This window comes from Corallococcus sp. M7 (genome assembly GCF_054512695.1).
Genome location: NZ_CM137252.1, coordinates 3,959,344 through 3,981,176, shown reverse-complemented (window position 1 = coordinate 3,981,176; position 21,833 = coordinate 3,959,344). Strand labels below are relative to the sequence as shown.

General features: G+C 71.8%; 17 protein-coding genes. 5 read left to right on the top strand and 12 right to left on the bottom strand.

Annotated features, from left to right (window positions below; genetic code table 11):
* Nucleotides 1-349 precede the first annotated feature (349 nt).
* The 12 genes from ACX114_RS16335 to ACX114_RS16280 are packed head-to-tail and all read right to left on the bottom strand — an operon-like array spanning nt 350 to nt 15,841.
* Nucleotides 350-2,920: a baseplate J/gp47 family protein gene (locus ACX114_RS16335; protein ID WP_459299015.1), complete on the bottom strand. Its 2,571-nt coding sequence runs from the start codon at nt 2,918-2,920 to the stop codon at nt 350-352.
* Nucleotides 2,917-6,783, bottom strand: a complete 3,867-nt coding sequence (locus ACX114_RS16330; protein ID WP_459299014.1) for a baseplate J/gp47 family protein — start codon at nt 6,781-6,783, stop codon at nt 2,917-2,919. Before ACX114_RS16330 ends, ACX114_RS16335 begins: the two co-directional genes overlap by 4 nt.
* Nucleotides 6,780-7,154: a GPW/gp25 family protein gene (locus ACX114_RS16325; RefSeq protein ID WP_171447665.1), complete on the bottom strand. Its 375-nt coding sequence runs from the start codon at nt 7,152-7,154 to the stop codon at nt 6,780-6,782. The genes ACX114_RS16330 and ACX114_RS16325 overlap by 4 nt, the downstream gene beginning before the upstream one ends.
* Nucleotides 7,154-8,341, bottom strand: a complete 1,188-nt coding sequence (locus ACX114_RS16320; RefSeq protein WP_459299013.1) for a phage late control D family protein — start codon at nt 8,339-8,341, stop codon at nt 7,154-7,156. Before ACX114_RS16320 ends, ACX114_RS16325 begins: the two co-directional genes overlap by 1 nt.
* Entirely contained in the window at nt 8,341-8,619 is a 279-nt protein-coding gene (locus tag ACX114_RS16315; RefSeq protein ID WP_459299012.1) for a hypothetical protein, read from the bottom strand. The genes ACX114_RS16320 and ACX114_RS16315 overlap by 1 nt, the downstream gene beginning before the upstream one ends.
* Before the next feature lie 12 nt (nt 8,620-8,631).
* Nucleotides 8,632-9,360 carry a CIS tube protein gene (locus ACX114_RS16310; RefSeq protein WP_459299011.1) on the bottom strand — a complete coding sequence of 243 codons (729 nt, stop codon included), beginning with the start codon at nt 9,358-9,360 and terminating at the stop codon, nt 8,632-8,634.
* Nucleotides 9,357-9,569 (bottom strand): hypothetical protein, encoded by a 213-nt coding sequence (locus ACX114_RS16305; protein WP_459299010.1) that lies wholly within the window; start codon nt 9,567-9,569, stop codon nt 9,357-9,359. The genes ACX114_RS16310 and ACX114_RS16305 overlap by 4 nt, the downstream gene beginning before the upstream one ends.
* An 18-nt stretch (nt 9,570-9,587) precedes the next feature.
* On the bottom strand, nt 9,588-10,463 hold the full coding sequence (locus ACX114_RS16300) for a hypothetical protein (protein ID WP_459299009.1): 876 nt from the start codon (nt 10,461-10,463) through the stop codon (nt 9,588-9,590).
* Nucleotide 10,464: 1 nt separating this feature from the next.
* Nucleotides 10,465-10,956 (bottom strand): phage tail protein, encoded by a 492-nt coding sequence (locus tag ACX114_RS16295; RefSeq protein ID WP_459299008.1) that lies wholly within the window; start codon nt 10,954-10,956, stop codon nt 10,465-10,467.
* 25 nt (nt 10,957-10,981) lie between these two features.
* A complete protein-coding gene (locus ACX114_RS16290) occupies nt 10,982-11,545 on the bottom strand; it encodes a phage tail protein (RefSeq protein WP_459299007.1) in 564 nt (187 codons plus the stop codon).
* Nucleotides 11,545-13,866, bottom strand: a complete 2,322-nt coding sequence (locus ACX114_RS16285) for a phage tail sheath family protein (protein ID WP_459299006.1) — start codon at nt 13,864-13,866, stop codon at nt 11,545-11,547. The genes ACX114_RS16290 and ACX114_RS16285 overlap by 1 nt, the downstream gene beginning before the upstream one ends.
* 16 nt (nt 13,867-13,882) lie before the next feature.
* A complete protein-coding gene (locus ACX114_RS16280) occupies nt 13,883-15,841 on the bottom strand; it encodes a hypothetical protein (RefSeq protein ID WP_459299005.1) in 1,959 nt (652 codons plus the stop codon).
* 416 nt (nt 15,842-16,257) lie between these two features.
* Between ACX114_RS16280 and ACX114_RS16275 the strand changes: the two genes are divergently transcribed.
* The 5 genes from ACX114_RS16275 to ACX114_RS16255 all read left to right on the top strand — a co-directional run bounded on the left by ACX114_RS16275 (nt 16,258) and on the right by ACX114_RS16255 (nt 21,832).
* Nucleotides 16,258-18,579, top strand: coding sequence for a PAS domain-containing sensor histidine kinase (locus ACX114_RS16275; RefSeq protein WP_459299004.1), 2,322 nt, complete (start codon nt 16,258-16,260; stop codon nt 18,577-18,579).
* A 145-nt stretch (nt 18,580-18,724) separates the two neighbouring features.
* The gene (locus ACX114_RS16270) at nt 18,725-19,765 is read left to right on the top strand and encodes a hypothetical protein (RefSeq protein ID WP_459299003.1); all 1,041 of its coding nucleotides are present in this window, start codon (nt 18,725-18,727) and stop codon (nt 19,763-19,765) included.
* Entirely contained in the window at nt 19,762-21,144 is a 1,383-nt protein-coding gene (locus ACX114_RS16265; RefSeq protein WP_459299002.1) for an AMP-binding protein, read from the top strand. The genes ACX114_RS16270 and ACX114_RS16265 overlap by 4 nt, the downstream gene beginning before the upstream one ends.
* Nucleotides 21,141-21,446 (top strand): hypothetical protein, encoded by a 306-nt coding sequence (locus tag ACX114_RS16260; protein WP_459299001.1) that lies wholly within the window; start codon nt 21,141-21,143, stop codon nt 21,444-21,446. Before ACX114_RS16265 ends, ACX114_RS16260 begins: the two co-directional genes overlap by 4 nt.
* Nucleotides 21,446-21,832, top strand: a complete 387-nt coding sequence (locus tag ACX114_RS16255) for a DUF4280 domain-containing protein (protein WP_459299000.1) — start codon at nt 21,446-21,448, stop codon at nt 21,830-21,832. Before ACX114_RS16260 ends, ACX114_RS16255 begins: the two co-directional genes overlap by 1 nt.
* Nucleotide 21,833: the final 1 nt, after the last annotated feature.

Sequence of the window (21,833 nt, the reverse complement as noted above, 5' to 3'; positions counted from 1 at the left end):
AGCGCGTCATCCCCGGCATGGCGTCGCGCGCCAGGCCCCCCGCCCCCAATGCGGCCCCCCTCCCGCCCGAAGGAGTCAAAACCTGTCCGACAGTCGGACAGGTTTCCGCGGCCCGGCGGGACAGGAGGCGCCCCCCAGCCACAGCGGATGGCACGGCAGGTCCGATAGGCCACGTCCGGGGAAGCCAGACGGGCCCGAGGAGCCGCCCGAAGCCATCCAAACCTTTCCGACTGTCCGACAGGTTCGTACGGCGTGCCGCACTGGGGGCGGCCCTGCCAGGACGACACCTGCTCATCCGAGAGCACGGAGTCCGCGAACCGGGGCGTGCTCTGGCGCATCGAGGCGGGGCTCATAGGTCCTGGGCCTCCTCGTAGGTGAGCGCGACTCCGTCGCTTTCGCCGGACGGCGGGGCCCATGCGAGCAGTTCGCCGGGCGCTGTGACGATGCGCTCGAAGAGGGCTGGGGGCGTGCCTTCGCGATGCAGCCGCTGCACCACCACCGACCGCAGGCCTGTGATTCCCGCGAGCGCTCCGTACACGTCCGACAGTTGCAGGTCCTGTCCCAACTCCACGCGGTCTTGGTCCAGCAGGCCGAGGTCGCGTTCCGGGTCCCGGTCCACGCCCAGCCGCAGGCGCGTCTCCTGGAGCACCGCGACCGGATCCGCGCCCTTCACCACCCGCAGCAACACCCGCAGCCGTACCTCCACGCGCTGCCGGTTGATCAGGTGCAACTCAACCTTCGGCGCCACCCGTGCCGCCAGGTGCGCGTGGAGCGCTTCCAGGTCGGACGCGCCCAGGGCCGCTCCTTCCGGCCCGGACACCACCACCTTCAAGGAACGGCGGCGCACGCCATCCCGGAACACGTTCGCCCGGTGCACTCCGTCGAACACCAACGTCAGCGCCAGGACGTCCGGGAGCGACACGGCGCGGTCCATCGCGCCCACCGTGGCGGGCCCTCTCACGCGCGAAAGCGCCGGTGCCTCTGGATCCGTTCCTCCGGCCAGCGGCAACGGGTTGAACGTCTTCTCCACGCACGGGTGCGGGCTCGCCATTGCGAGCAGGCGCAGCGCGGTCCGGTTGCCTCCCGTTCCTCTTCCCACCCGGTAGCGGACCCTCACCTCCGCGCCCAGGGGCAACGCCGAACCGTGCTCCCCTTCCCCGAAGCGAAGCCTCGCGGCCCCGGCTGGCAGCGACTCCACCGCGAAGGCCAGCTCATCCGGCGCCGCGTCCAACAACGAATCCACCGGATGCCACGCGCGTCCCCCCACCGTCAGGGACACCTCCGGCCGGCGGCCTCCCGCGCGGCTTGGGTCGCGCAGCCACGTCACCGGCGCATGCAGCAGGGGCACCGTGCGCAGATCCAACGCGGGCACGGCGACCTCCTCCACCATGGCGCCCTCGCTGACGAGCGTGTTGTTGCCCAGGAGCACCACGCGGTCCAATGCGTACGCGCGCGACAGCGGCGGCTGGAACGTCACCTGCGTCATCGGCGTGCGCTGACCGGGCGGGACCTCCTTGCGGACTCGCAGCACGCGCAGCGCTTCGCGGTAGATCCGCTCCGTGCCCTTCGCTCCGCCGGGGCCCAGGCGCTCCACGTCCTCGGCCAGCACGAACCAGTCTCCTGGCCGCACCGGCGGTTCCTGCGAAGTGAGCCCGGAGGCATCCGTCAGCGGCGGCAGATAGAGCGTGTCCGTTCCGGATGCCGCCACGCCCAGCGGCCGGGCCACGCCCGCCTCCGCGCCGAAGGCCTGGTCCGCCCGGTTCAGCGCCTCACTGCCCTTGAGGATGACGAGCTGATCCCTCGCCTCCTGGATGAGGCTGTTCACGAAGGCATCCAGGAACGTGACCATCTTGTCCAACCGGACCGCGTGCAGGGTCGGGTCCTCGTCCGCGCACGGGGCCAGCGCCGCCTCCAGCGCGGCCAATGCGTCCGCCTGCCGCTTCTGCAGATTCCGGAGCTGGCGGGCGAGGATCTCCTGCGACTCGGACAACGCCCCCACGGGGCGGCCGGGCGGAGGCACCGCCTGCGCCACGACCTTCTGGGCCTCGCACAACTGTTCGCAGAGCGCGTCCAGCGTGCTCTTGCACGCGGCATCTCCGCCCAGGTCCAGCGTCTTCATCAACGACGCCAGCTTGCGAGCATCCTGCTTCGCGCGAGCCACCTGCCGTTCCTCCAACGGGCCGTGGCGCTGCACCTCGATGCGATCCTGAAGCCCCGCGACCACCGAGCCGGGTCCGAAGATGCCGCCCGTGGGAGCCGGAGCCCCGGGCTCACCCGCCTGGCCGGAAGGCGTACCGGAGGTCCCCCCACCCGTGCCCCCCGTCCCCGCTCCACCTCCTGCTCCCGCTCCCGCTCCCGCTCCCGTGCCCGTCCCGGCGCCAGCTCCTGTTCCCGCTCCCGTGCCCGTCCCGGCGCCAGCTCCTGTTCCCGCTCCCACCGGAGGAGGCAGGAACGCGCGCAGCTCGTTGAGCTCCGGCAGCAGGCGCAGCGGCGCGAGCGTCTCGAACACGGCGGCGGTCTCTTCCCCCTCGGCCGCCGAATTCACCGCCGTTCCCGCTGACAGCGTGCCGCGCACATTCGCCTTGCAGCGGAAGTGTTGGAGCCCCACCGCCGCGGTGCCCGGGCTCGGCCGATAACCGATGTGCCCGAGCAGCTTGGAGACGGAGTCCTCCAGCCGCGCGGTGGCGAGGAAGCCCTCCTCCGCCCACGCCTGCTGATACGTCCACAGCACGTGCAGCGCGAGCGCCACGCTGTCCAGCAGCCCCCGCCCCAGGTCCACCGAGGACGGCGCCGCGTATGCGAGCGGATTCCACGTGGGCGCTTCGTCCAGCCGGGCGAAGACGATGCGCGCCGACTCAGCCAGCCGGGTGCGGAGCTGCTCATGCGTCAGTGCCTGGTGTGTGGAGGGAACGCGGCTCATCGCAGCCCTCCGCACACCTGCACGGTGAGGACGCCTTCCGAACCCGGCCAGTAACCGCCTCGGGCGGTGGCTACCTCGTCCGGCCCGATGGGAATGACGCCCGCCGCCAGCCGCTCCTGCGCGTTTGGCTCCAGCCGGCGGAAGCGCTTCACCCGCACCGCCGTCACTCCCGGCACGCGCAGCACCGCCTGGTACAGGTCCGCGAGCTGCACGTCGCCGTTCAGGCCGGAGCGGTCCGGATCCAACAGGCCGCCGTCCCCGGCGATGGCGCCCACCACCGCGTCGCGCAGCTGCTCCGCCTGCGCATGTGGCGCGGCATCCACCTCCAGGTCCAGGTCGAGCGGAACCCATCTGGGCGGCAGCGCTTCCACGTCCACGCCCAGCAGGCGGATCTCCTCCAGCCGCCTGCGCACCTCGGCCCACCGGCGCAGCAGCTCATCGCGGTCGAGCGTGTCCTCGTCGCGCAGCAACACCGTCACGCGGATGACCGTGCGCAGGTCCCGGTCCACGGCGCGCGCCGAGGCCCCCGCCACCTCGGGCATCTGCTGGAGCATCCGCACGTAGTCATCGACCGTGACGGCGGACAGCGGCTGCGACACACCGGCCGGTGCGCGATAGCGAATGGCGTCGAGCGACTCCGCGTCGCGTCCCCCCACCGCGGGCAGCGGATTGTCCACGCGCACCAACGCGCGCACGTCGTCCATCGACTGGGCCAGCAGCTCGCCCGCGGACGCGGAGCGCTGCGGATCCAATGGCACCTGGAGCAACCGCGTGAGCACGCCCTCCCCCACGTTGGCCACCGTCCCCAGCCCGACGCGCAGCGACAGTCCCAGCGTCGTCTCCCGAGGCGGCAGCGCGGCGCCGTTGACGCCATCGCCCCAACGCAGGCTGGCGCCACCCGTGGGGGTCGCGCGCAGCACGAACACCTCATCCCCCGGCCCCTGGACGGACAGGTCGTCCACCAACGTCCAGGGGTCGTCCTCCACGCTCACCTGGAGCTGGGGCGTCCCGCGCCGCGACGTCTCTTCCGGCAGGGGGTACCCGGAGGCCTGGACGCTGACCGGATGGAACGGCAGGTCGAACTCGCGCTCCTCGCTGCCGTCCACGACCGGGGACAGCAACGCGCGCCACTGGGCGAGGCTGCGCGCGAAGGGCTCCGCCGAATCCGCCTCGAAGCCCTCCGGAAGCGGCGTCACCGGCAGCCCGTGATGCGCGGGCACCACGTTGCCCAGCACCGTCGCGCGAGGCCCAGGCGCGGGGTCTGCCGGTGCCAGGAAGGCCTCTGGCGCGAACCTGCGGGGATCCCACCCGACGAAGGTCGTATCCGTGGCGAGCGCCACGGACGTCACCCGCACCACGTGCCCGCCCTCACCACGGCCCCGGTAGAGGATCAGCCACCGGCCGGGCTCCAGCTCCGGATACAGGCCCGCGAGCGTGGCGCCCGTGTCCCCCGGCAGCACGGACTCCGCGAGCGTCACGGCCTCCAGCCGAGGGAAGTACGACAGGGGCGACTCGGTGACGAACACCAGCGAGTGCTCGTCCGTGGAGACATTCGCCACCAGCGTTTCGGCCGGAATCTCCAGCACGCCGCCGCCGGTGAGGAACTCCAGCGCGGTGGTGCCGGGGGGAAGCGCCGACAGGTTCAGCTCCGCCAACCGCGCCCCCACCAGCGTCGCGAGCGCGTCCGGATCCAACCGGAACCGCAGCATCACCGTGGCGGAGAGCCCCGGATCCGGCACGTAGTCCAGGCCACGCGCGTGGTCTTCCACGGAGCGCCGCAGCCGGGCGTCCTCCAGGAAGCCCTCCACCACCGCGCGCTCCTGCTGGTACGCCAGCGAGTCGAGCTGCGCGGCCATGGCCTCCAGCAACATGGTCGTGAAGTCCGCGGGCCCCCGATCCTCCCACGGCGCCATCACCGTGCGCGCTCGCTCCAGCATTACCGCCAGCAGCGACTGCGCGTCGCGAGCCTGGTAGTCCACCAGCGCGCCCGGCGCCGGCCGCTCCGGAGCCGCGAGCCACGGACGCGGCTGCGGATCCCTCACGTCACAGCCCGGCACCACGTCCGGAGCCCACGCGCCCACGAATGGCCCAGGGTCGCGAGGACCATCGCCCGGAACCAGCACGGCAGCGCGCGAGATGGCCGCATCCGGCACCAGCCGAAGGTCCACGGTCTCTGGAGGCGGCAGGCCGCCGTTGAGCAACACCGGAGGAACCTCTGGAGCCCCCGGCGTCCGGTACGGCAGCGGCCCTACCTCAATGAACGGAGGAGACGCCCCCTGCGCGAACAACGCGGGTGATGCGGACAGCTCCGCGTCCGGGTCCAGTACGAAGTGGGCGCCCACGATGGCCGTGAAGAGCGAGTCGTAGGCGCGAATCTCACCGGGTCCCAGCCGCAGCCCATGTGCATGCCGGTGCCAGGTGAGCTGCGCGAGCAGCAGTTGCTCCGCCTGGAGCCAGCCTGCATGCACCGACGTCCAGGCCTCGGTGCGCCGCACCAGCGCCGTGCGCAGCCCACCCTCCAGTTGCAACGCGGTGCCGGTGATGACGAAGAGGGAGCAGTCCTCGACGGCGATCTCCCCCGGCGTGCCTACGTCCAGCACCGGCTCCAGCCCCCCCAGCGGCGCGGCCAAGTGCAGGCCCACGACGTCCGCATCGGTGGGAAAGTCCGGCAGCGTCAGCGGTCCCACGACCGAAGCCGACAGTGCATCCAACGCGGCGGTGAGCCAGTCCGACCAGGTCTCGGCGGGCTGCGCGGACAGCGGAACAGGCGCCGCCGAAACACGGCTTACCTCCACGTCGCGAACCGCCACCGGCTCCAGCGACGGCCCACCCAACACCCGCATGCCCGTGGCGCGCGTGCCGCCAGTGACGTCCTCCACCTGGCCGATGGCCACTTCAATACTCCGCCCGCCCAACGCGAGCAGGCCCATGGAGGACGCCCCCTGCACGCGCTGAACAGTGAAGCCACGAACCTGAAGCGCGTCCGTCGAAGCCACCGCGACCCCAATGCTCCAATCTGTCCCGAGTGCCTTGACGTCACTCACGGACACGTCCACCGCGGACAGGCCCGTTCCCTCCCCCAGCGCCCCCAGGCCCTGAGTCCCGGCCGCCTTCCCGCCGGCCCTTGAGGCCTTTTCGCTGCTCACGGACGCGTCCACCGCGGACAGTCCTTCACCCGTCTGCGCCATCAGCACCCGGGCCCCGGTCGCGCTCCCACCGGACACCTCCGACACCGTGAGCCTGGACAGGTCCGCACGGGTGAAGCCCGCCAGCTCCAGGCCCACGCCCGTCTCCGTGCCTGTGACGTCGCGCACCGACACGTCCGCCCACTGCGAGCGTTGGCAGACCGCGCGCACGCCGAAGGACTCCCCCGCCGTGGCCGTCACGGCCTCCACGGACAGGCCCGTCACCCGGGCCTCCGTCGCCAGGAGCCGAAGCCCCGTCGCCACCTCGCCCTTCGCCTGCGTCACCGTGAGCGAGTCGATGACCACCGTGCCATCCGGTGTCTCCACGCTCACCGCCGCGCAATCCCCCGACGCCGTGGCGCTCACCGTGACGTCCGATACCTCCACCCGTGCCCCCAGGAGGACCAAGCCGGCATCCACCGCCACCACCGCCACGCCCGCCAGTCCGGTGACGAGCCCCGTGACTTCGAGCGTCCCGCCGTCGAGCCGCAGCGTCACGCCCGGGCCCCCCGTGAGCCGCAACGCATGCGCGGACGTGCCGACGACGAAGTCCGTGGTGAGCACGCCCACTCCCACGGGCAGCACCCACTCCACCTCGCCCGGCGGCATGGTCTGCAACGCGGCCTGCGCCTCCGCGAGCGATGCCTCCAGCGGCAATGTCAGGACCCGCGCGCTCACGGCGGCGCCTCCAGGTCCCGGCGGAACAACTCCGCGTGCTCCTCGCCCGTCGCCAGCAGCGTGTAGAGGATGTCCACGTAGAGCGTCGCGTCCTCGGCGCTCACCTTCACCGCGTCCAGGCGCACCTGGTCGCGCATGAACTCCTGCACGTTGAGGCGGATGATGTACTCGGCCGCGGCGGCGGCCTCCGGGCTCGCGGCGCCGAACACCATCCGCTGCACGCCGCACCCGAAGCGCGGCCGGTTCACCCGCTCCCCGGGCAGCGTGAAGAGCAACTGCTCCAACTGCTGCCGGATGACCTGCGAGGGCCCCACCGTGCGCGGCGTGCCCAGGTCCCCCAACTGAAACGGGAAGTGCAGGCCGCGCCCCATCACGCCACCCCGTTGAGCGCGTCGCGCGCCAGGTCCACGTCCACCTCGTAGCGGGCCAGCGCCTCCGCCCACACCCAGCGGTGCCGCGCGCCGCGCACGTACCAGGTGCCATCCATCAGCTTGCCCGCCCCCACGAGCCCCACCGGACGCCGAGCGCGCAGGATGCGCTCGTAGCGCAGGCCCTGCACCGTGCCGTTCGCCTCCGCGAGCCAGTCCGCCTCGCGGTAGTCCGACCACGCCAGGTTCTCCACCTCCGGCACGTCATGAGGCACGTCCACGTATTGCAGTCCCACCGCCTTTGTCTGGGGCCGCTTGGGTAGCACCGCCGCCATGCGCGCCTTCAGGATGTCCGCGCGGCCCTTGGGCCCCATGCGAGGGAAGCGCGGCGCCGTCACCGTGGCGGAGCGGATCCGCCGCGTGCGCTCGTCGATGTGCTCGCCATGAATCTCCGTGGGGCGGTGGCTCTCCCAGCGCGCCTTGAGCTCGATGACGGACGGCGTGGAGCGCGGGATGAGCGACAGGTCCGGCTGCTTCGGGCCATCCGGCCGGGGCAGGTGGAAGTGGCCCACGCTCTCCGGCGCCGCGTTGGCGCCCGCGCCCACCGGCCCCTGCTTGCGCTCCACGAAGGCCTCAAAGCCATTGCGCCGGGCGAGCCACCGGATGAGCGACGCATCCGTGCCGCGCTGGAGCACCACCGCCCGCGCCGCGTCGCGCACGGGTGCTGTCTCCTGCACATCCAGCGCGAAGCCATATTCGCCGTACAGTTGCCGCACGATGCCCGCGTCCGACAGCCCGCTGAACGAGCGAGTGCGCTCCTCCAGGTGCATCAGGCACGACGCGTCCAGCCCGTACACCTCCAGCGACGAGTCCGGCACGCGCGAGGGACCGAAGTACGGCTCCACCGCGGTGATGTAGCCGTCGAACACCACGTCCTGGACATCCGGCGCGTCGCTGTCCGGAGCCCCCAGGCCGAAGCTGATGGTGACGCGCTTGAGCAGCGCGAAGCGCCCGTCCGCCAACGCGTCCCAGTCCCCCGAGTCCGTGGGCGCCATGTCCAGGGACAGGTGGAAGGACGACGCGTCGTCGGTGCGCTCGTCCACCTCCAGGCGCGACACCCGGCCCCGGGCGTCCGTCATGGGCTGCCCGTCGATCCACAGTTGGAGGAACGCCGCGCGCTGCTCCGCCATCAGGGCTTCTCCGGGATGAACAGCACCGTGCCCGGCTCCAGGAGCGCCTCGGGCTCGAAGGTGGGGTTGGCGTCCACGATGCGCCACGCCTGGTACGGGTCGCTGAAGTAGCGCTGCGCGAGCAGGTCCAACCGGTCCCCCGCCACCACCTTGTGCAGCAGGGACGTGGGCACGCGAGGCGCCACGCGGGGCACGTACAGCGACACCGTGGCGCCCTCCGGGCCCAGCGGCACCGCGTACGTCGGCAGGTCCTTGTTTCGCGAGGAAGGGTCGCTCATGGCCGTGTCCCTTCAGCTCGCCCCGTTGAGCTTCACCTGCGGTGCCAGGGCCTGCGCGATGAGGGTGCTCGCGTCCGCGCCCTTCACCGCCGCCAGGTCCTCCATCCGCAGGCGTTGGTCGCGCAGGTTCGCGAACGCCTGGGCCACCTTGTTGTTCGCCGCGTTCTCCCCTACCTCCAGGATGCGCATGCGCAGGTCCACCTCCGCGCGCAGCGGGAACAACGCCGGGTCGAATCTCTGCTCCACGATGGTCATCCCGGTGATGACCACGGGGAAGGTGCGCGGCCCCAGCATCAGGAGCAGCTCCGTGGGGTTGAGCGAGACGAGCTTCGTCGCGGGCTTCTTCTCCTCCTCGCCCGTCTGGTCCTTGCCCAGCGCCATGCCCTCCAGCATGGCCAGCTCCGGCAGCACGCCCTGGGTGCCCTCGCCCTTCGTGTCCCGCAGCAGCGCCTCCGTCACATCGAAGACGAGCTTCAACGCGATCGTCTCGCTCTTCGCGTGCAGGCCGCCGCCGCGCTGGCCGTCGGTGAGGACCTTGGTCTGCTCGGGCGTCTTGCCGGGCTTCGTCTCCCACTGGCCCGCGCGCGTGCGCGTCACCGTCTCCGGGTTGTACTGGAAGCGCAGCGCACGCACGCCCGGCTCGGTCTTCTTGTCATCCGAGGACGTCGGCAGCGTCACCAGCATGCCCTTCTGGAGCTGCTGGTCGAACGCGATGAGCGTCGGGTCCAGGTTGCGCGTCATCCGTTGCCCCGAACGCCGGACGGCTCGCGCTGGGCGAGGCTCCGGGCAATGGCTTCATTGTTCTTGTCCATCAGCGCCACCACCGACTGGGTGAACAGCTTCACGAACTCCTTCGGGTTGTCCGGCACGCTGCGCAGCATCCACGCGAGCTCGCGCTCCATCTCGCGGCGGGTGAGTCCGACCTGTCCTTGCACCGGGGGTGGGGCCATGGCGTGTGCCTCCTCTCGTCAGCTCCAGCCATCCACCAGCGGACGGCCTTCCAGCTCGTTGCGAAGCAGCTCCAGGTAGCGCCACCGCCGGGCCCGCGGCAGGGCCAGGATGTCCGCCTCCGACCAGTGGTAGTGGAAGGCCAGCACGTGAACCTCCATCTCCAGCCGCGCCGCCCCACCCCGCAGCTCGCGCGCCAGCAGCGCGAACGGATCCAGCTCCAGCTCCAACCACGCGGAGCACTTCGGACAGCGCGCCAGCAGCCCCAGGTCCGGCGCGGACGTGCCATCCGCCAACGCCAGCGCCACCGCGTGCCGGGAGCGCGCGGGCAACTCCAGCCACGAGGAAGGCGTCAGCGCCTGCCCGTCCACCACCACCAGCCGCGACCACAGGAGCGCGGACCGCTCCGCCCGCGTGCCATGCGCTTCCGCGAGCAGCGCGTCGTCCTCACCCGTGGGCTCGCGCACCTCCGCCCGCCCCTCCGGCAGCGCCACGGTGAGCACCTCCGGCGCCGCGTCCACCCGCTCCGGCGCGAGCGCGGAGAGCCGCACGTCCACGTCCGCCATCGCCTCGCATCCGGGCGCCGGGCAGCGCGCCACCAGCGCCACGCGGTCCCCGTACATCCGGGCCCGCAGGTGCAGCGCCAGGTGGTGCCTGTCTCCGCGCGTGAGGCAGGCCGCCAGCCCCGCGTCCACCTGCGCGTAGTCCCCCAACCGTCCCAGACACGCCGCCAGCCACCCGCTCACCGCGCGCGGACCGGGACGCTCGCCGGCCTGGGCCAGCGCCCACTCCTCGCGGCCGGTGAGCAGGCGCAGCTCGCCCTGGCGGTGACAGCGGCCGTCCTCGTCGAAGAGGCCGTGCGGCAGCAGCACCGGGATGGGAGGTTCGAGGAGCACGTCAGACCACCGGCTCCAACGTGAAGCCCTCGTGCTGGACCTCCAACTGCTCGATGAGGATCTCGTTCGCCTCCGCGGCCAGCTCCGACATCGCGGTGAACTTCGAGACCCACGCGTTGCGCAGCACGAACTTCTTCACCGCGCGGTTGAAGTCCAGGTCGAAGACCAGGATCTCCACGGTGCGCCGGAAGTCCGGCTCGGCGGAGCGGAAGCCGGGCGTGGCTTCATGGCGGATGAGCTGGGTGGCCCAGTCCCGGAACGTCGTGTCCTGGGTGAGGCCCGCCTCCAGCGTGAGGGGCTCGTAGTGCACGCGGCCCGGGGACAGCTCGTCCACGGAGGACGGGCTGTTGCCGGAGCGGAACTTCACCACCTCCACGGTGCCGGTGAGGCCGGAGATCTTCCGGCACGCGGCCACCTCGATGTTGTTGAAGAGCACGCGGAAGTTGAAGTTGCGGTACGGGTCGCGCTTCGTGGATTCGACGAATCGGGGCATGGCTTCACTCCTCGAAAGGGGGACGTCAGGGCGTCGGGACGCTCGTCGCGGGCAGGGACAGCACGGGCCGGGGCACCGGCTCCCAGCCCTCGTGGGTGAGCTCCAGCGACAGGAGCGCCACCTCGCCCGCCATCGCGTCCAGCTTGGGCAGGGCGTGGAACTTGCTCACCCACGCGTTGTGCACGTGGAAGCTGCGGATGCGCGCCTCCATGCCTCCGGGCGGGGGCACGCTCGTGGGGTGCGCATACGCGTCCCACACGTCGATGAAGAGGTCGCGCTTCACCGGCTCGCCGGGCGCCTTGCCGGTGCGCGCGAACTCCAGCACCGCGCGCGCCCAGCGCTCCAGCGTGTCGTCCAACGCCAACCCCTGCTCCATCACGAGCGGCTCCCAGTTCACCTTGTGGGGCTGGGCGTAGCGGTGCAGGTTGTTGCCGCCCTCCCAGGTCTCGTACGCGCCCACGCTGACGGACAGGCCGGACACGGAGCGCACTCCCGCCACGTAGTCACCGGCCGCGGACGTGCTCATCCGGAGCCGGAACTGGAAGGTCCGCAGCGGGTTGCGGGCGTTGGCGGGGACGGGCGTGGGCATCAGGCCGCCAGCAGGCTCTTCTGGCTGATTTCGATGACCACGAACTCCGCGGGCTTCAGCGGCGCGAACGCCACCTGCGCGGTGACGATGCCCGCGTCCACGTTCTCCTGCGGGTTGGTGCTCCGGTCGCAGACGACGCTGAAGGCCTCCTCGGGCGTGCTGCCCTGGAACGCGCCCTGGCGGAACAGCCCCAGCATGAAGGACTCGATGGCCACGCGGATGCGGCCCCAGAGCTCTTCGTCGTTGGGCTCGAACACCGCCCACATCAGGCCGCGCCGCAGGGACTCCTTGAGGAAGAGCGCGGTGCGGCGCACCGGGATGTAGCGCCACTCCGGATCCGGCGACAGCGTGCGCGAGCCCCACGACACCAGCCCCACGCCGGGGAACTGGCGCAGGCAGTTGAGGCTCACCGGGTTGAGCTGGTCCTGCTCCGCGTCGATGACGGGGTACTGGAGGCCCAGCGCGTTGGCGAGGGACGCCTCGATTCCGGCGGGCGCCTTCCACACGCCGCGCGTGGTGTCCGTGCGCGCGAAGAGGCCCGCCACGTGGCCGGACGGCGGCACCAGCCGCGTGGGGTTGCGGCCCACGCCCACGGGGTCCGCCACGCGGATCCACGGGTAGAACATGGCCGAGTTCTTCGAGCGCGAGGGCAGCCCCTCCACGAACTGCTTCGCGTCGTCCGGCACCACCGCGAAGTCCTTGTCCACGCCGCCGGGACCGTCCGCGAGGAAGAAGCAGTCACCCCGGTTGTCGCAGTACGCGATGCCCGCGGCGATGAACGACACCTCGTTCTTGCCCGGCAGCGCCACGATGTTGACGTCCTCCGTGTCCAGCGCGTGCAGGCCCGTGCGCAGCTTCGCGTCGCCCGCGAAGTCGGACGTGTCCAGCAGCCCCGCGCCGTCGTCCCCGCCCAAAAGCCGCAGGTTCGTCACCGTCGCCGGGCGCACGACGGGATTCGCGGGCGAGTCGTCCGAATAGCCCCGGGCGCGCGGCGCGAAGCCCAGCTGCCGGAGCATGGTGGGCACCGTGGGTTGGAGCGTTTCGCTGATGGAGAGCTGGAGTCCATCGAACGTCTCCGCGCTCAGGCCCGCCGTGCCCGCGGCGGCGGTGCCGGTGAAGCCGGTGGCGGAGAGCGACAGCGTGGAGGTGCCCGCCGCCGTGGCCAGGCCCGTGATGACGGTGTTGCCCTGCGCGTCCGTCACCACCGACGCGACCTTCCCGGCCAGCGCCACGCTCAGCGAGTGGTTCAGCTCCGCGGGAGTCACCGCACCGGCATTCGCCGCCAGGATGGGGATGGGCACGACGGTGGTCGCACCCGGCGGGCCCACGGTGACCTTCGCGTCCTCCGGGTCCAGGTCGTACGTCGCGCCCGTGGGCTTGGGGATGGTGAGCGTGGGCCCGGTGGCCACCTTCAGCGAGATCTCCGGCGAGTCCGTGCCGCTGATGACGAAGGTGTTGGCGAGGTTCGCCGCGGTGACGGCCTGGGTGAGGAAGGCCTTGAGCTCGCTGGCGGTCAGCTGCACGCGGCCGTTGACGAACGCGGCGCCCGGCACGGCGGCCACCACCAGGGCCTGGGTGATGGGGACGTCCAGCACCGTGCGGGGCAGGTCCGGCTGGGCCTCGTCCCAGGTGGAGACCTGGAGCTTGCCGCCGTCATAGAGGCTGTACTTCGTGCTGGCCAGCACGGCGGCCTTGAGCTTGGGAGGCACGCCCGGGACGAGCACCGCGCCGGGTGCCCGCGCGGCCAGCGCCACCTGGAACTCGTCGCGCACGCGGAGGTAGCGGGAGATGTCGTTGATGCGGTCGCCGACGTAGTCCTCGCTGGCCGGGTCCATGCGCACGTCCTCGAACGTCTCCAGGCGGCGCGTGGCCCCGGCCTCCGTCCACGTCACCTCCACGCGGAACGCCTCGCTGGGGAAGTTGAGGGAGTCGCTCACGTTGACGCGGAGGGAGTCGGACCACTCGCCCGCGCCCCGAGCGAGGAACGTGAGGGCGTTGAGGCTGCCGCCCGCTCTCGCGGCCACCGGCGTGGACACGCCGCCCACCGCGTCGGAGGGCAGCACGCGCACGACGTAGGCGCGCCGGCCGCCCGAATCGAAGAAGGCCTCCACCGCCTGCGCGACGAGCCCCGCCTCTCCGGGCTCGTGCCCGCCAAAGGCCCGCTCGTACTCGGCGAAGCCGGTGACGAACCAGGCCAGGGCCGGGATGCCTCGCGCCGTGCGTCCGACGAACGCCGCCGTGGACGTGCCCACCCCTTCGATGGGGCGCGCACCGGCACTGATCTCCTCGACATAGACGCCCGGATGCAGTCGCTCAGCCACGTTCATCCTCCTGGTTTCAGATGGTCCCGCGCCTGGCGGTATCGACTTCGGTGACAGAAGTTCCCGGGTGGCCGCTGGCGCCCCGCGCGGCGCCGCGCGCCGTGAGGTCCAGCACGGGTTTCTCGACGAGGCGGGCGGTGCCGCGCGCGTTCGGCTCGTCCATCAGCGCGGAGACCCGGTAGTCCACGCAGCAGCGGTACAGGTGGTTCAAGAGGTCGTCGCGGCGGCGCAGTTGCGTCTGGAAGAAGAAGCACTCCTCCTGGAACACGAGCGTGCGGCCCCGGGCCCAGGCGCCCTCCACGGGGCGGCTCAGCGTCACCCGGTCGCCCTCCACGCCCAGCACCAGCGCCTGGGAGCGCTGCTTGCCCACGCGGTAGCCGTCCTCGCTCGAGCCCAGCACCACCACGTCGCCGGGCTTCAGGCGCGAGGCCGCCGTGACGGAGCGGCGCAGCGCCGGATCCAACGGCCCCACCGGCTCCGCCACCAGGTGCACGTGGTCCACCGTGAAGTCCAACGGCGTGCCCGCCTGCGCTCCCAGCGTGAGCACCATGTCGCTCGCGGCGACCGTGACACCCGGCGCGGCGACGGGCGGCGCGGGCGTGGCCTCCGCGTCCTGGAGCGGCTGCGGCGTCCCATCCGCAGACAGCCACACCACGCCCTCCCCCGCCTCCAGCCGCGCGTGCAGCACCACGCCGGCCTCCAGCCGCTCCACCGGAAGCCGCCAGCGCGTCTCCGCGACCTGCGTCCCGGTGGCCTGCGCCAATGTCGCGGTGGCCACCACCTCGCCCATGAGCCGGGTGTCCACCTGCTCGTAGCGGACGATGAGCCGCAGCACGGGCTGCCCCTGTGCCATCAGCACGGCCACCGGCAGCGTCCGCGCGGCCACGGCGCCTGCCGCGACGCGCAGCCCCAATGACAACGCCAGTCCGTCCGGAGCCGGATTGTCGGCGTGGAAGGGGTCGGGCACGGCGGGCGTGGGGTAGACGAGGACGGAGGCGGTGCCGGTGCCGGACAGGCGCAGGCCCTCGGCGTCGGGCAGGAAGGACGCGCCGGGCGTCAGGACCACCCGGCCGCCGCGCGCGCGCTCCAGGTTCTGGTCGCTGGCCTCCAGGTGCACCAGGGAGAGGAGCGTGGTGGGCTCACCGCGCGTCAGCAGTCGGACCGACGTGGCGCCTTCGGGCACATCCTCGGCCAGGAGCGACGGGCGCAACACCATCTGCCCGCGCGTGGGGATGGCGAGCGCCACCGTGTCCATGATGGACGCCAGGTCCACCTGCGAGGTCGCCCACAGGTCCACCTGCACGTCGATGGCCATGGCCTTGGGCGCGCGGATCTTGCTGAGGAACACCCTGCCCTCTTGAGAGCGCTCCGGAGGGTCCAGGCCCAGGGGGCCCTCGATGCCGCCCGTGACGGGCAGCACCTCCACGCTGGAGCGGAACTCCATGGAGGGGATGCCCTCATCGGAGCTGATCGCGAGCCGGCTCCCCTCCACGTCCCAGCGCGCGATGACGGAGGCGAGCGCCTCCAGCAGCAGGGGGTCCGTGAGCGGCGCGCCCGTGGGCTCCTGGAACAGTCCACCGGTGAGCGCGTCCGCCAGCCGAGCATTGATGGCGGCGGCGATGGCGGGCCCCGTCGCGGCGGAGGCGAACGAGCCGCCCGGCAGCCCCGCGAGGGTGACGGTGGCGCGGCCATCCAGGCGCAAGCAGAGCGAGCCATTGGGGGGCACGCTGTCCCCGGAAGCACGAGGCCTGCCGACCAGGTGGCCCGGCACGCGGAAGGTGGCGACGCCCGTGCGGCCGTTCTCGCGCTCGGGTTCGGAGAACAGTCCCAGCGGACCGATGACGGACAGGAAGGGCACGCGCGAAGGCCGGTAGCCTTCATCCACGTAGCCATGCGCGGCATAGACGCGCACGTCGCCGCTGCGCAATGCCACCCGGCCCTGCCAGAGCAGTCCGCTGAGGATCTCGCGAATCACGCGAAACGACCCTCGAAGGCAATGACATGTCTGGTTTCAAGCTGCAGCGTCACGGCCCCCCCCGGCACCCCTCGAAAACCGCCCATCTCCCGCTGTGACACGCGAAGGGCGGCGACAATGAACCAGGAGCGCGGCCGGCGTCAACACTGCACGCATGTCTGGATTTGACTTTTTGTGTGACAATTCCGACGAGGCCGTCGTCCGCCGGGGAGGGACGGGAAGGAAGGGCCCGGCCCCCTGGCTGTCTGTCATTGGGTGCCAGCCAGGCGGCAGCCGCGCCTTCGGGCCGGTGTGGATTGCCCACGGAGGCTGGCGATGCACACCCTCCAGGTCAGGCCACTCCCATGGTGGGAAGCGGCGTCACGGGGCCCTGCCTCCAAGCTCGCCGGGAAGGGTCGGGGTCAAAGGAGGCGTGCGTGGAGAGCCCCAGCGCGAGCTTCGACCCGGAGACCATCCAGACCCTCTCCGACGCGCATTCCCGGCTGCTCCTCGAGACGCTGGTGGCGAGCACGCCGGTGGGACTCGCGGTGGTGGACATGGAGCAGCGCTTCGTCCAGGTGAACGACGCGCTCGCCGCCATGAATGGCCTCCCGCGCGCCGCGCACCTGGGGCGCAAGGTGCAGGACATCGTCCCGGAGATGTGGCCCACCCTGCGTCCCCAGTATCAGCGCATCCTGGAGGGAGGGAGCGCGCAGACGGTGGAGGTGGTGGGCGCCACCTCGAAGGAGGTGGGCGTGGAGCGCCATTTCCTCGTCAGCTACTACCCGGTGCGCACCAACGCCGGGGTGCTGCTGGGCATCGGCGTCATCGTGGCGGAGGTCACCGAACAGCGCAGGGCCCATGACGCGCTCCAGGCCAGCGAGCAGCGCTACCGCTCACTGGTGGAGGCCATGGCCCAGCCGGTGTGGTCCACCAACGCCCGGGGCGAGGTGGTGGAGCCCGCGCCGCGCTGGATGGCCTTCACGGGCCAGACGCACGCGGAGCACCTGGGGCTGGGCTGGCTTTCCGCCATCCACCCGGACGACCGCAAGCGCGTGGTGCGCAGCTGGGTGGAGTCCCTGCGCACGAAGACGTCCTACCGGGGCGAGTTCCGCCTGCGCTTCCACGCGGGAGGCTACCGGGACGTCGTGGGCCGGGCGGTGCCCGTGTTCGGGGAGAAGGGCGCCATCCGGGAGTGGATATCCACCGCGGAGGACATCACCGAGCGCAAGCAGGCGGAGGCCCAGGCGGAGAACGAGCGCGCGAGGCTGCGCTCCGTGCTGACGAGTGCCCCGGCGTCCATCGCCATCCTCTCCGGCGAGCGGCAGATCTTCACGCTGGTGAACCCCCTCTACAGGGCGATCTCCGGAGGCGCGGAGCTGATGGGTGTCTCCGTCAAGGACATCCAGGACGAGCGGGGGATGGAGTACTCGCGGATGCTGGAGAAGGCCTATACCCGCGGAGAGCCATTCATTGAAAAAGAGGTCCCGATCACCACCGACTTCAAGGGTGACGGGGTCCAGTCGACGCGGCAGTTCGACGTGGCGTACCAGCCACTGCGCGACGTGCGGGGCCAGGTGGACTCCGTGCTGTCGTTCGCCATCGACGTGACGGAGCGGGTGGAGGCCCGGAAGAAGCTGGAGGAGTCCGCGGCGTCGCTGAGGAACCAGCAGCGGTGGCTGGAGGCGATGCTGGACCGGACGCCCGTGGCCATCATCCTGGTGGAGCCCCGCACGGGCCGCATCATCTTCGCGAACCAGGCGGCCCGGCAGATGGCCGGCGGCGACTTCCCGGGAGGCCTGCGCGAGGAGAGCTACACGAGCGGAGCGCACCGCTTCACGGACGAAGCGGGCCGCGAGCTGACCATGGAGGAGATCCCCGGCATCCGCGCGTTGAGGGGCAATCCCGTGCACGCGGAGCCGGTCATCTGGCATACGCCCACGGGGCATTACTCCCTGCTGGTGGAGGCGGGCACCCTCCCTGCACAGCACGGCCACCCGGAGGCGGTCCTCCTGGCGCTTCAGGATGTCACCGAGCTGAGAAAGACACAGGCCCAGCTCCAGCACGCCGTGTCGCTCCGCGACGAGTTCCTGACGGTGGCGTCGCATGAATTGAAGACGCCGCTGACGCCGTTGCAGCTCAAGCTCCAATCCCTGGTCAAGGACGCCCAGGCAGAACAGACGTTGGAGTCACTGCGGGAGCGCGTGGTGAAGACAGCGGAGACCATCTCCGGGCAGATACGGAAGATGACCACGCTCATCAACGACCTGCTGGAGGTGACACAGCTCACGGGCCCCTCCGCGCCGCTGCAACTGGAGGACGTGGACCTGACGGACGTGGTGCGCGACGCGGTGGAGCGCTTCCAGGCCCAGGCGGCGAAGGCGAGCTGCGAGCTCATCGTCCATGCGACACCGGGTGTCATGGGCCGCTGGGACCGCCACCGGCTGGAACAGGTGGTGAGCAGCCTTTTGTCCAACGCGTTGAAGTACGGCACGGGCCACCCGGTGACCCTTCGCGTGGAGCAGGCCCGCGGCCGGGCGAGGCTGAGCGTGAGGGATGAAGGCATTGGCATCCCGCCGGGGAGCCTCCAGGCCATCTTCGAGAAGTTCACCCGCGCCGTGTCGACACGGCATTACGGCGGTCTGGGATTGGGCCTCTTCATCACCAGACAGATTGTCGAAGCCCACCACGGCACCTTGCGCGTGGAGAGCCAGCCCGGCCACGGCGCGACGTTCATCGTGGAGCTGCCGTCCCCCTGACCCGGAACACCAGGACCGAGCAGGTCGCCAACCCCATGCATCAGGGCCGCGCCGACCCATTGCCTGCTCATCCCGCCGGGCGCGGCTATGTTTCGAATCGCTGTCTGGGTATGATGTCCGCCGGGGGAGCGCGTCCCGCGCCATCATGCCCATGCCCAAATTCCTGTCAGTGCACGGCGCCGCCGCCGCGGTCCTGTTGAGTGCCCTGCCCGCCTGGGCCCAGTCCGCCCTGCCCGGCTTCGAATTGGAGCACCTGGAGATCAACCCCGGCCGCGGCACCGCGGTGATGCGCAACGGCGAGCTGCTGGTGCCCGGTGGCATGAGCCTGGGGTTGGTGGGCCAGTATCAGCAACTGCCGCTGGTGCTCCTCAATGGTGAGCGCCGCCTGGAGGCCGTGCGCAACCGCGCGTCCTCCGTCCTCGCGGGCAGCTACGGGGTGCTGCCGTGGCTGGAGGTGGGCGCGCAGGTGCCCGTGGTGCTGTGGCAGCAGGGGGATGATCCCGCGCCCCTGGGCCTGACGCCGCTGGCCTCGCAGGGCCTGGGCACCCCGGAGCTCCAGGCGCGCCTGGGGCTGCTGTCGCGCCGGGACGACCACCCCGTGGACCTGGCCATGGACCTGGGCGTGGGCCTGCCCATCGGCAGCGCGGCGGTGCTGGGCCGGGACGCGGGCCTGCGCGTGCGCGCGCTCGCGGCCGTGGGCACGCAGGTGGGGTTCCTCAAGCCCGCGCTGGAGGCCGGCGTGCTCCTGCGCTCACGCAACCCACTCTCCGCGCCGAGCGCCTCCGGGCAGACCCTGGAGATGCGCCTGGGCGCAGGGGTGACGACGGCCGGACAGGGGCTGCGGGGCGAGCTGGCGGTGAAGGCCGCCTTCGCGGCGGACATGGACCAGCCCGCGGTGGAGGTGCTCGGAGGCGGGCGCATCCCGCTGTCGGAGGGCCTGGAGCTGCATGCGCTCGCGGGGCCCGGCCTGGGACGCACGCCGGGCACCCCCATCGCACGGGTGCTCCTGGGCGTGTCGTTCCGCCAGGAGCCGCCGCCCCGGATGGAGGTGCTCCCGGAGCCCGTGCCCCAGCTGCGCCTGGAGGAGTTCCAGACGCGGCCGGAGTACGTCCCGGACTCGAGCGTGGAGCCGGTGCCCACCCGCGAGCTGCTCCCCCCTGAACCCGCGCCGTCCTCCTCGCCATGACCTTCGAGCCACGCATCGTGCTCGCCGCGTTCGACGGCACCCAGCCGCCTCCGGAGAGCGTGCCGGCGTGGCTCACACGAAGCTGGGAGGATCCGGACGGCTTCGCCGCCGCGATGGCTCCCGTCCACGCAGGACGCAGCACGCCCTTCAAGAGCCGCACCGGGCAGCACCACGACTTCTTCCACGACCTGGTGGCCCGCCACGCCACCACGGACCGCATCGCGCTGCGCGCGTACTCGCGGACGCAGGGCTGGCGCACGCTGAGCTACCGCCAGCTCCAGGAGCAGGCCACGCGGCGGGCCACCGGCTGGGCGGCGCTGGGGGTGAAGCCGGGCGCGAAGCTGTGCCTGATGCTCCCGCCGGGCCCGGAGCTGATGGTGTCGCTGTGCGCCGCGCTGGGCCTGGGCGCGTGCGTGAGCCTCCTGCCGCCCGGGGCCCGTGCCTTCGTGGCGCGCCGGCTGGACGCGCTCGCACCCCAGCACATCGCCGCGGAGCCGCACCAGGCGCCGCTCCTGGGCAAGCACGCCGCGCGGCTGCTGCCGTTGCAGACGCAGGTGCCGCCCGCGCTCGCGTCGTACACGTACAAGCCGGCGGAGCCGGTGGGCCTGCTCTTCTCGCCGCTGGCCAACCCCAGCGACGTGCCCGTGCCGCTCACCGCTGGGGACGCGTGGCGGAGCGCGCTGGTGGACGGGCTGCTCACGTTTGGCCTGAACCCGGGGGACCACCTGGCGGCGCCGGGCTTCCACCCGCTCCAGCACCTGCCAGCGCTGTACTTCACCACGCTCCTGCGCGGCGCGACGTACCTGCACGTGGAGCCCGCGGACCTGGAGGTCTCTCCCGCGCTGCTCACCGAGCACCCGGTGCGCGCCCTGGGCCTCACGCCGGCCATGCGCGACCTGGTGGCCCGCGCCCGGCTTCCGCTCAAGAACGTGGGCCTGTGGTTCAGGGATCCGCAGGCCCCCTTCGACTTCCACGCGTGGCGCGACGCGCTCAAGGCCACCGGGCTGGCCAGCGTGCCCGGCGGCAACGTGTGCGTGGACCCGGCGTGGGGCGGCGCGGTGCTGTGCTCGCACCGGCGCGTGGCGGCGGACGTGCACACGGACATCGCCCCCGCGCCCGGACGCGCCTGGGCGCTGCGCGACTTCACCGACAGCGGGCAGGACGCCGCGGGCGATACGGGGCTCTTCACCCCGCTGCCCGACGCCGGACGGCCGCCCGCGCACGTCGTCCTGACGCGGGTGCGCGGCCAGTACCACCACCTGGGCGCGCGCGAGCCCCGGCGCGACGGACGGGTGTTCCTCTTCGCGGAGGCCTCGGACGCGCTGCGCGAGCCCCCCGGCCCCCGGCTGGATGCAGTGGGGCTGGCACCGTACCGGTGAGCGGCATGGCGGGCGCGTACCGCAGCGTGCTGCTCGTCTTCACCGGCGACCTGCCCCCTGGCACGGACGTCAGCGAGGCCGACGTGCGCCGCCGCGTTGAACAGGCGCTGGGCACTGACGCGCTCCCGGACCGCATCGAGCGCTTCGCGCTCCACGCGCGGCGCCTGGACGGCCAGCAGGACGGGCCGGTGGATGAAGAGTGGTGCCGTGCGCAGTACCTCATGGGCTCCCTGAAGCTGAAATCGGGAGACCCCCTGTTCCAGGCGCTCACGTCGCTGCGCGCCCGGGTGGAGTCACGCTGATGGGAAGCCAGGTCGTGTCCGGAGCCATGCTCCAGTGCACCTTCGGAATGGCGCCTTCGACGCTGTCGGTGCTGCCCGTCAACCAGGTGAACTCCACCGCGCCGGCGGCCACCATCATGGACACCGTCCCGGGCCTGAACGTGCCGCCCTTCGGCATGTGCCAGTCCATCGCCAACCCCACCGTGGCCGCCGCCACCGCCGCCGCGATGGGGGCCCTCACGCCCATGCCGTGCCTGCCCGTGATTCCCGCGCCCTGGGCGCCGGGCTCGCCCACCGTGATGATCAAGGGCAAGCCAGCGCTCACCGACACGTGCATGTGCAACTGCGCCTATGGCGGCGTGATCAAGATCAACGTGCCCGCCCAGATGAAGACGCAGGTGAAGTGAC

Bases quoted from the DNA above. Each gene is read 5' to 3' on its own strand.
- ACX114_RS16255 (WP_459299000.1), top strand. From the start codon at position 21,446: ATGGGAAGCCAGGTCGTGTCCGGAGCCATGCTCCAGTGCACCTTCGGA.
- ACX114_RS16335 (WP_459299015.1), bottom strand. From the start codon at position 2,920: ATGAGCCGCGTTCCCTCCACACACCAGGCACTGACGCATGAGCAGCTC.
- ACX114_RS16265 (WP_459299002.1), top strand. From the start codon at position 19,762: ATGACCTTCGAGCCACGCATCGTGCTCGCCGCGTTCGACGGCACCCAG.
- ACX114_RS16305 (WP_459299010.1), bottom strand. From the start codon at position 9,569: ATGGCCCCACCCCCGGTGCAAGGACAGGTCGGACTCACCCGCCGCGAG.
- ACX114_RS16325 (WP_171447665.1), bottom strand. From the start codon at position 7,154: ATGGGGCGCGGCCTGCACTTCCCGTTTCAGTTGGGGGACCTGGGCACG.
- ACX114_RS16310 (WP_459299011.1), bottom strand. From the start codon at position 9,360: ATGACGCGCAACCTGGACCCGACGCTCATCGCGTTCGACCAGCAGCTC.
- ACX114_RS16295 (WP_459299008.1), bottom strand. From the start codon at position 10,956: ATGCCCCGATTCGTCGAATCCACGAAGCGCGACCCGTACCGCAACTTC.
- ACX114_RS16270 (WP_459299003.1), top strand. From the start codon at position 18,725: ATGCCCATGCCCAAATTCCTGTCAGTGCACGGCGCCGCCGCCGCGGTC.
- ACX114_RS16290 (WP_459299007.1), bottom strand. From the start codon at position 11,545: ATGCCCACGCCCGTCCCCGCCAACGCCCGCAACCCGCTGCGGACCTTC.
- ACX114_RS16320 (WP_459299013.1), bottom strand. From the start codon at position 8,341: ATGGCGGAGCAGCGCGCGGCGTTCCTCCAACTGTGGATCGACGGGCAG.
- ACX114_RS16315 (WP_459299012.1), bottom strand. From the start codon at position 8,619: ATGAGCGACCCTTCCTCGCGAAACAAGGACCTGCCGACGTACGCGGTG.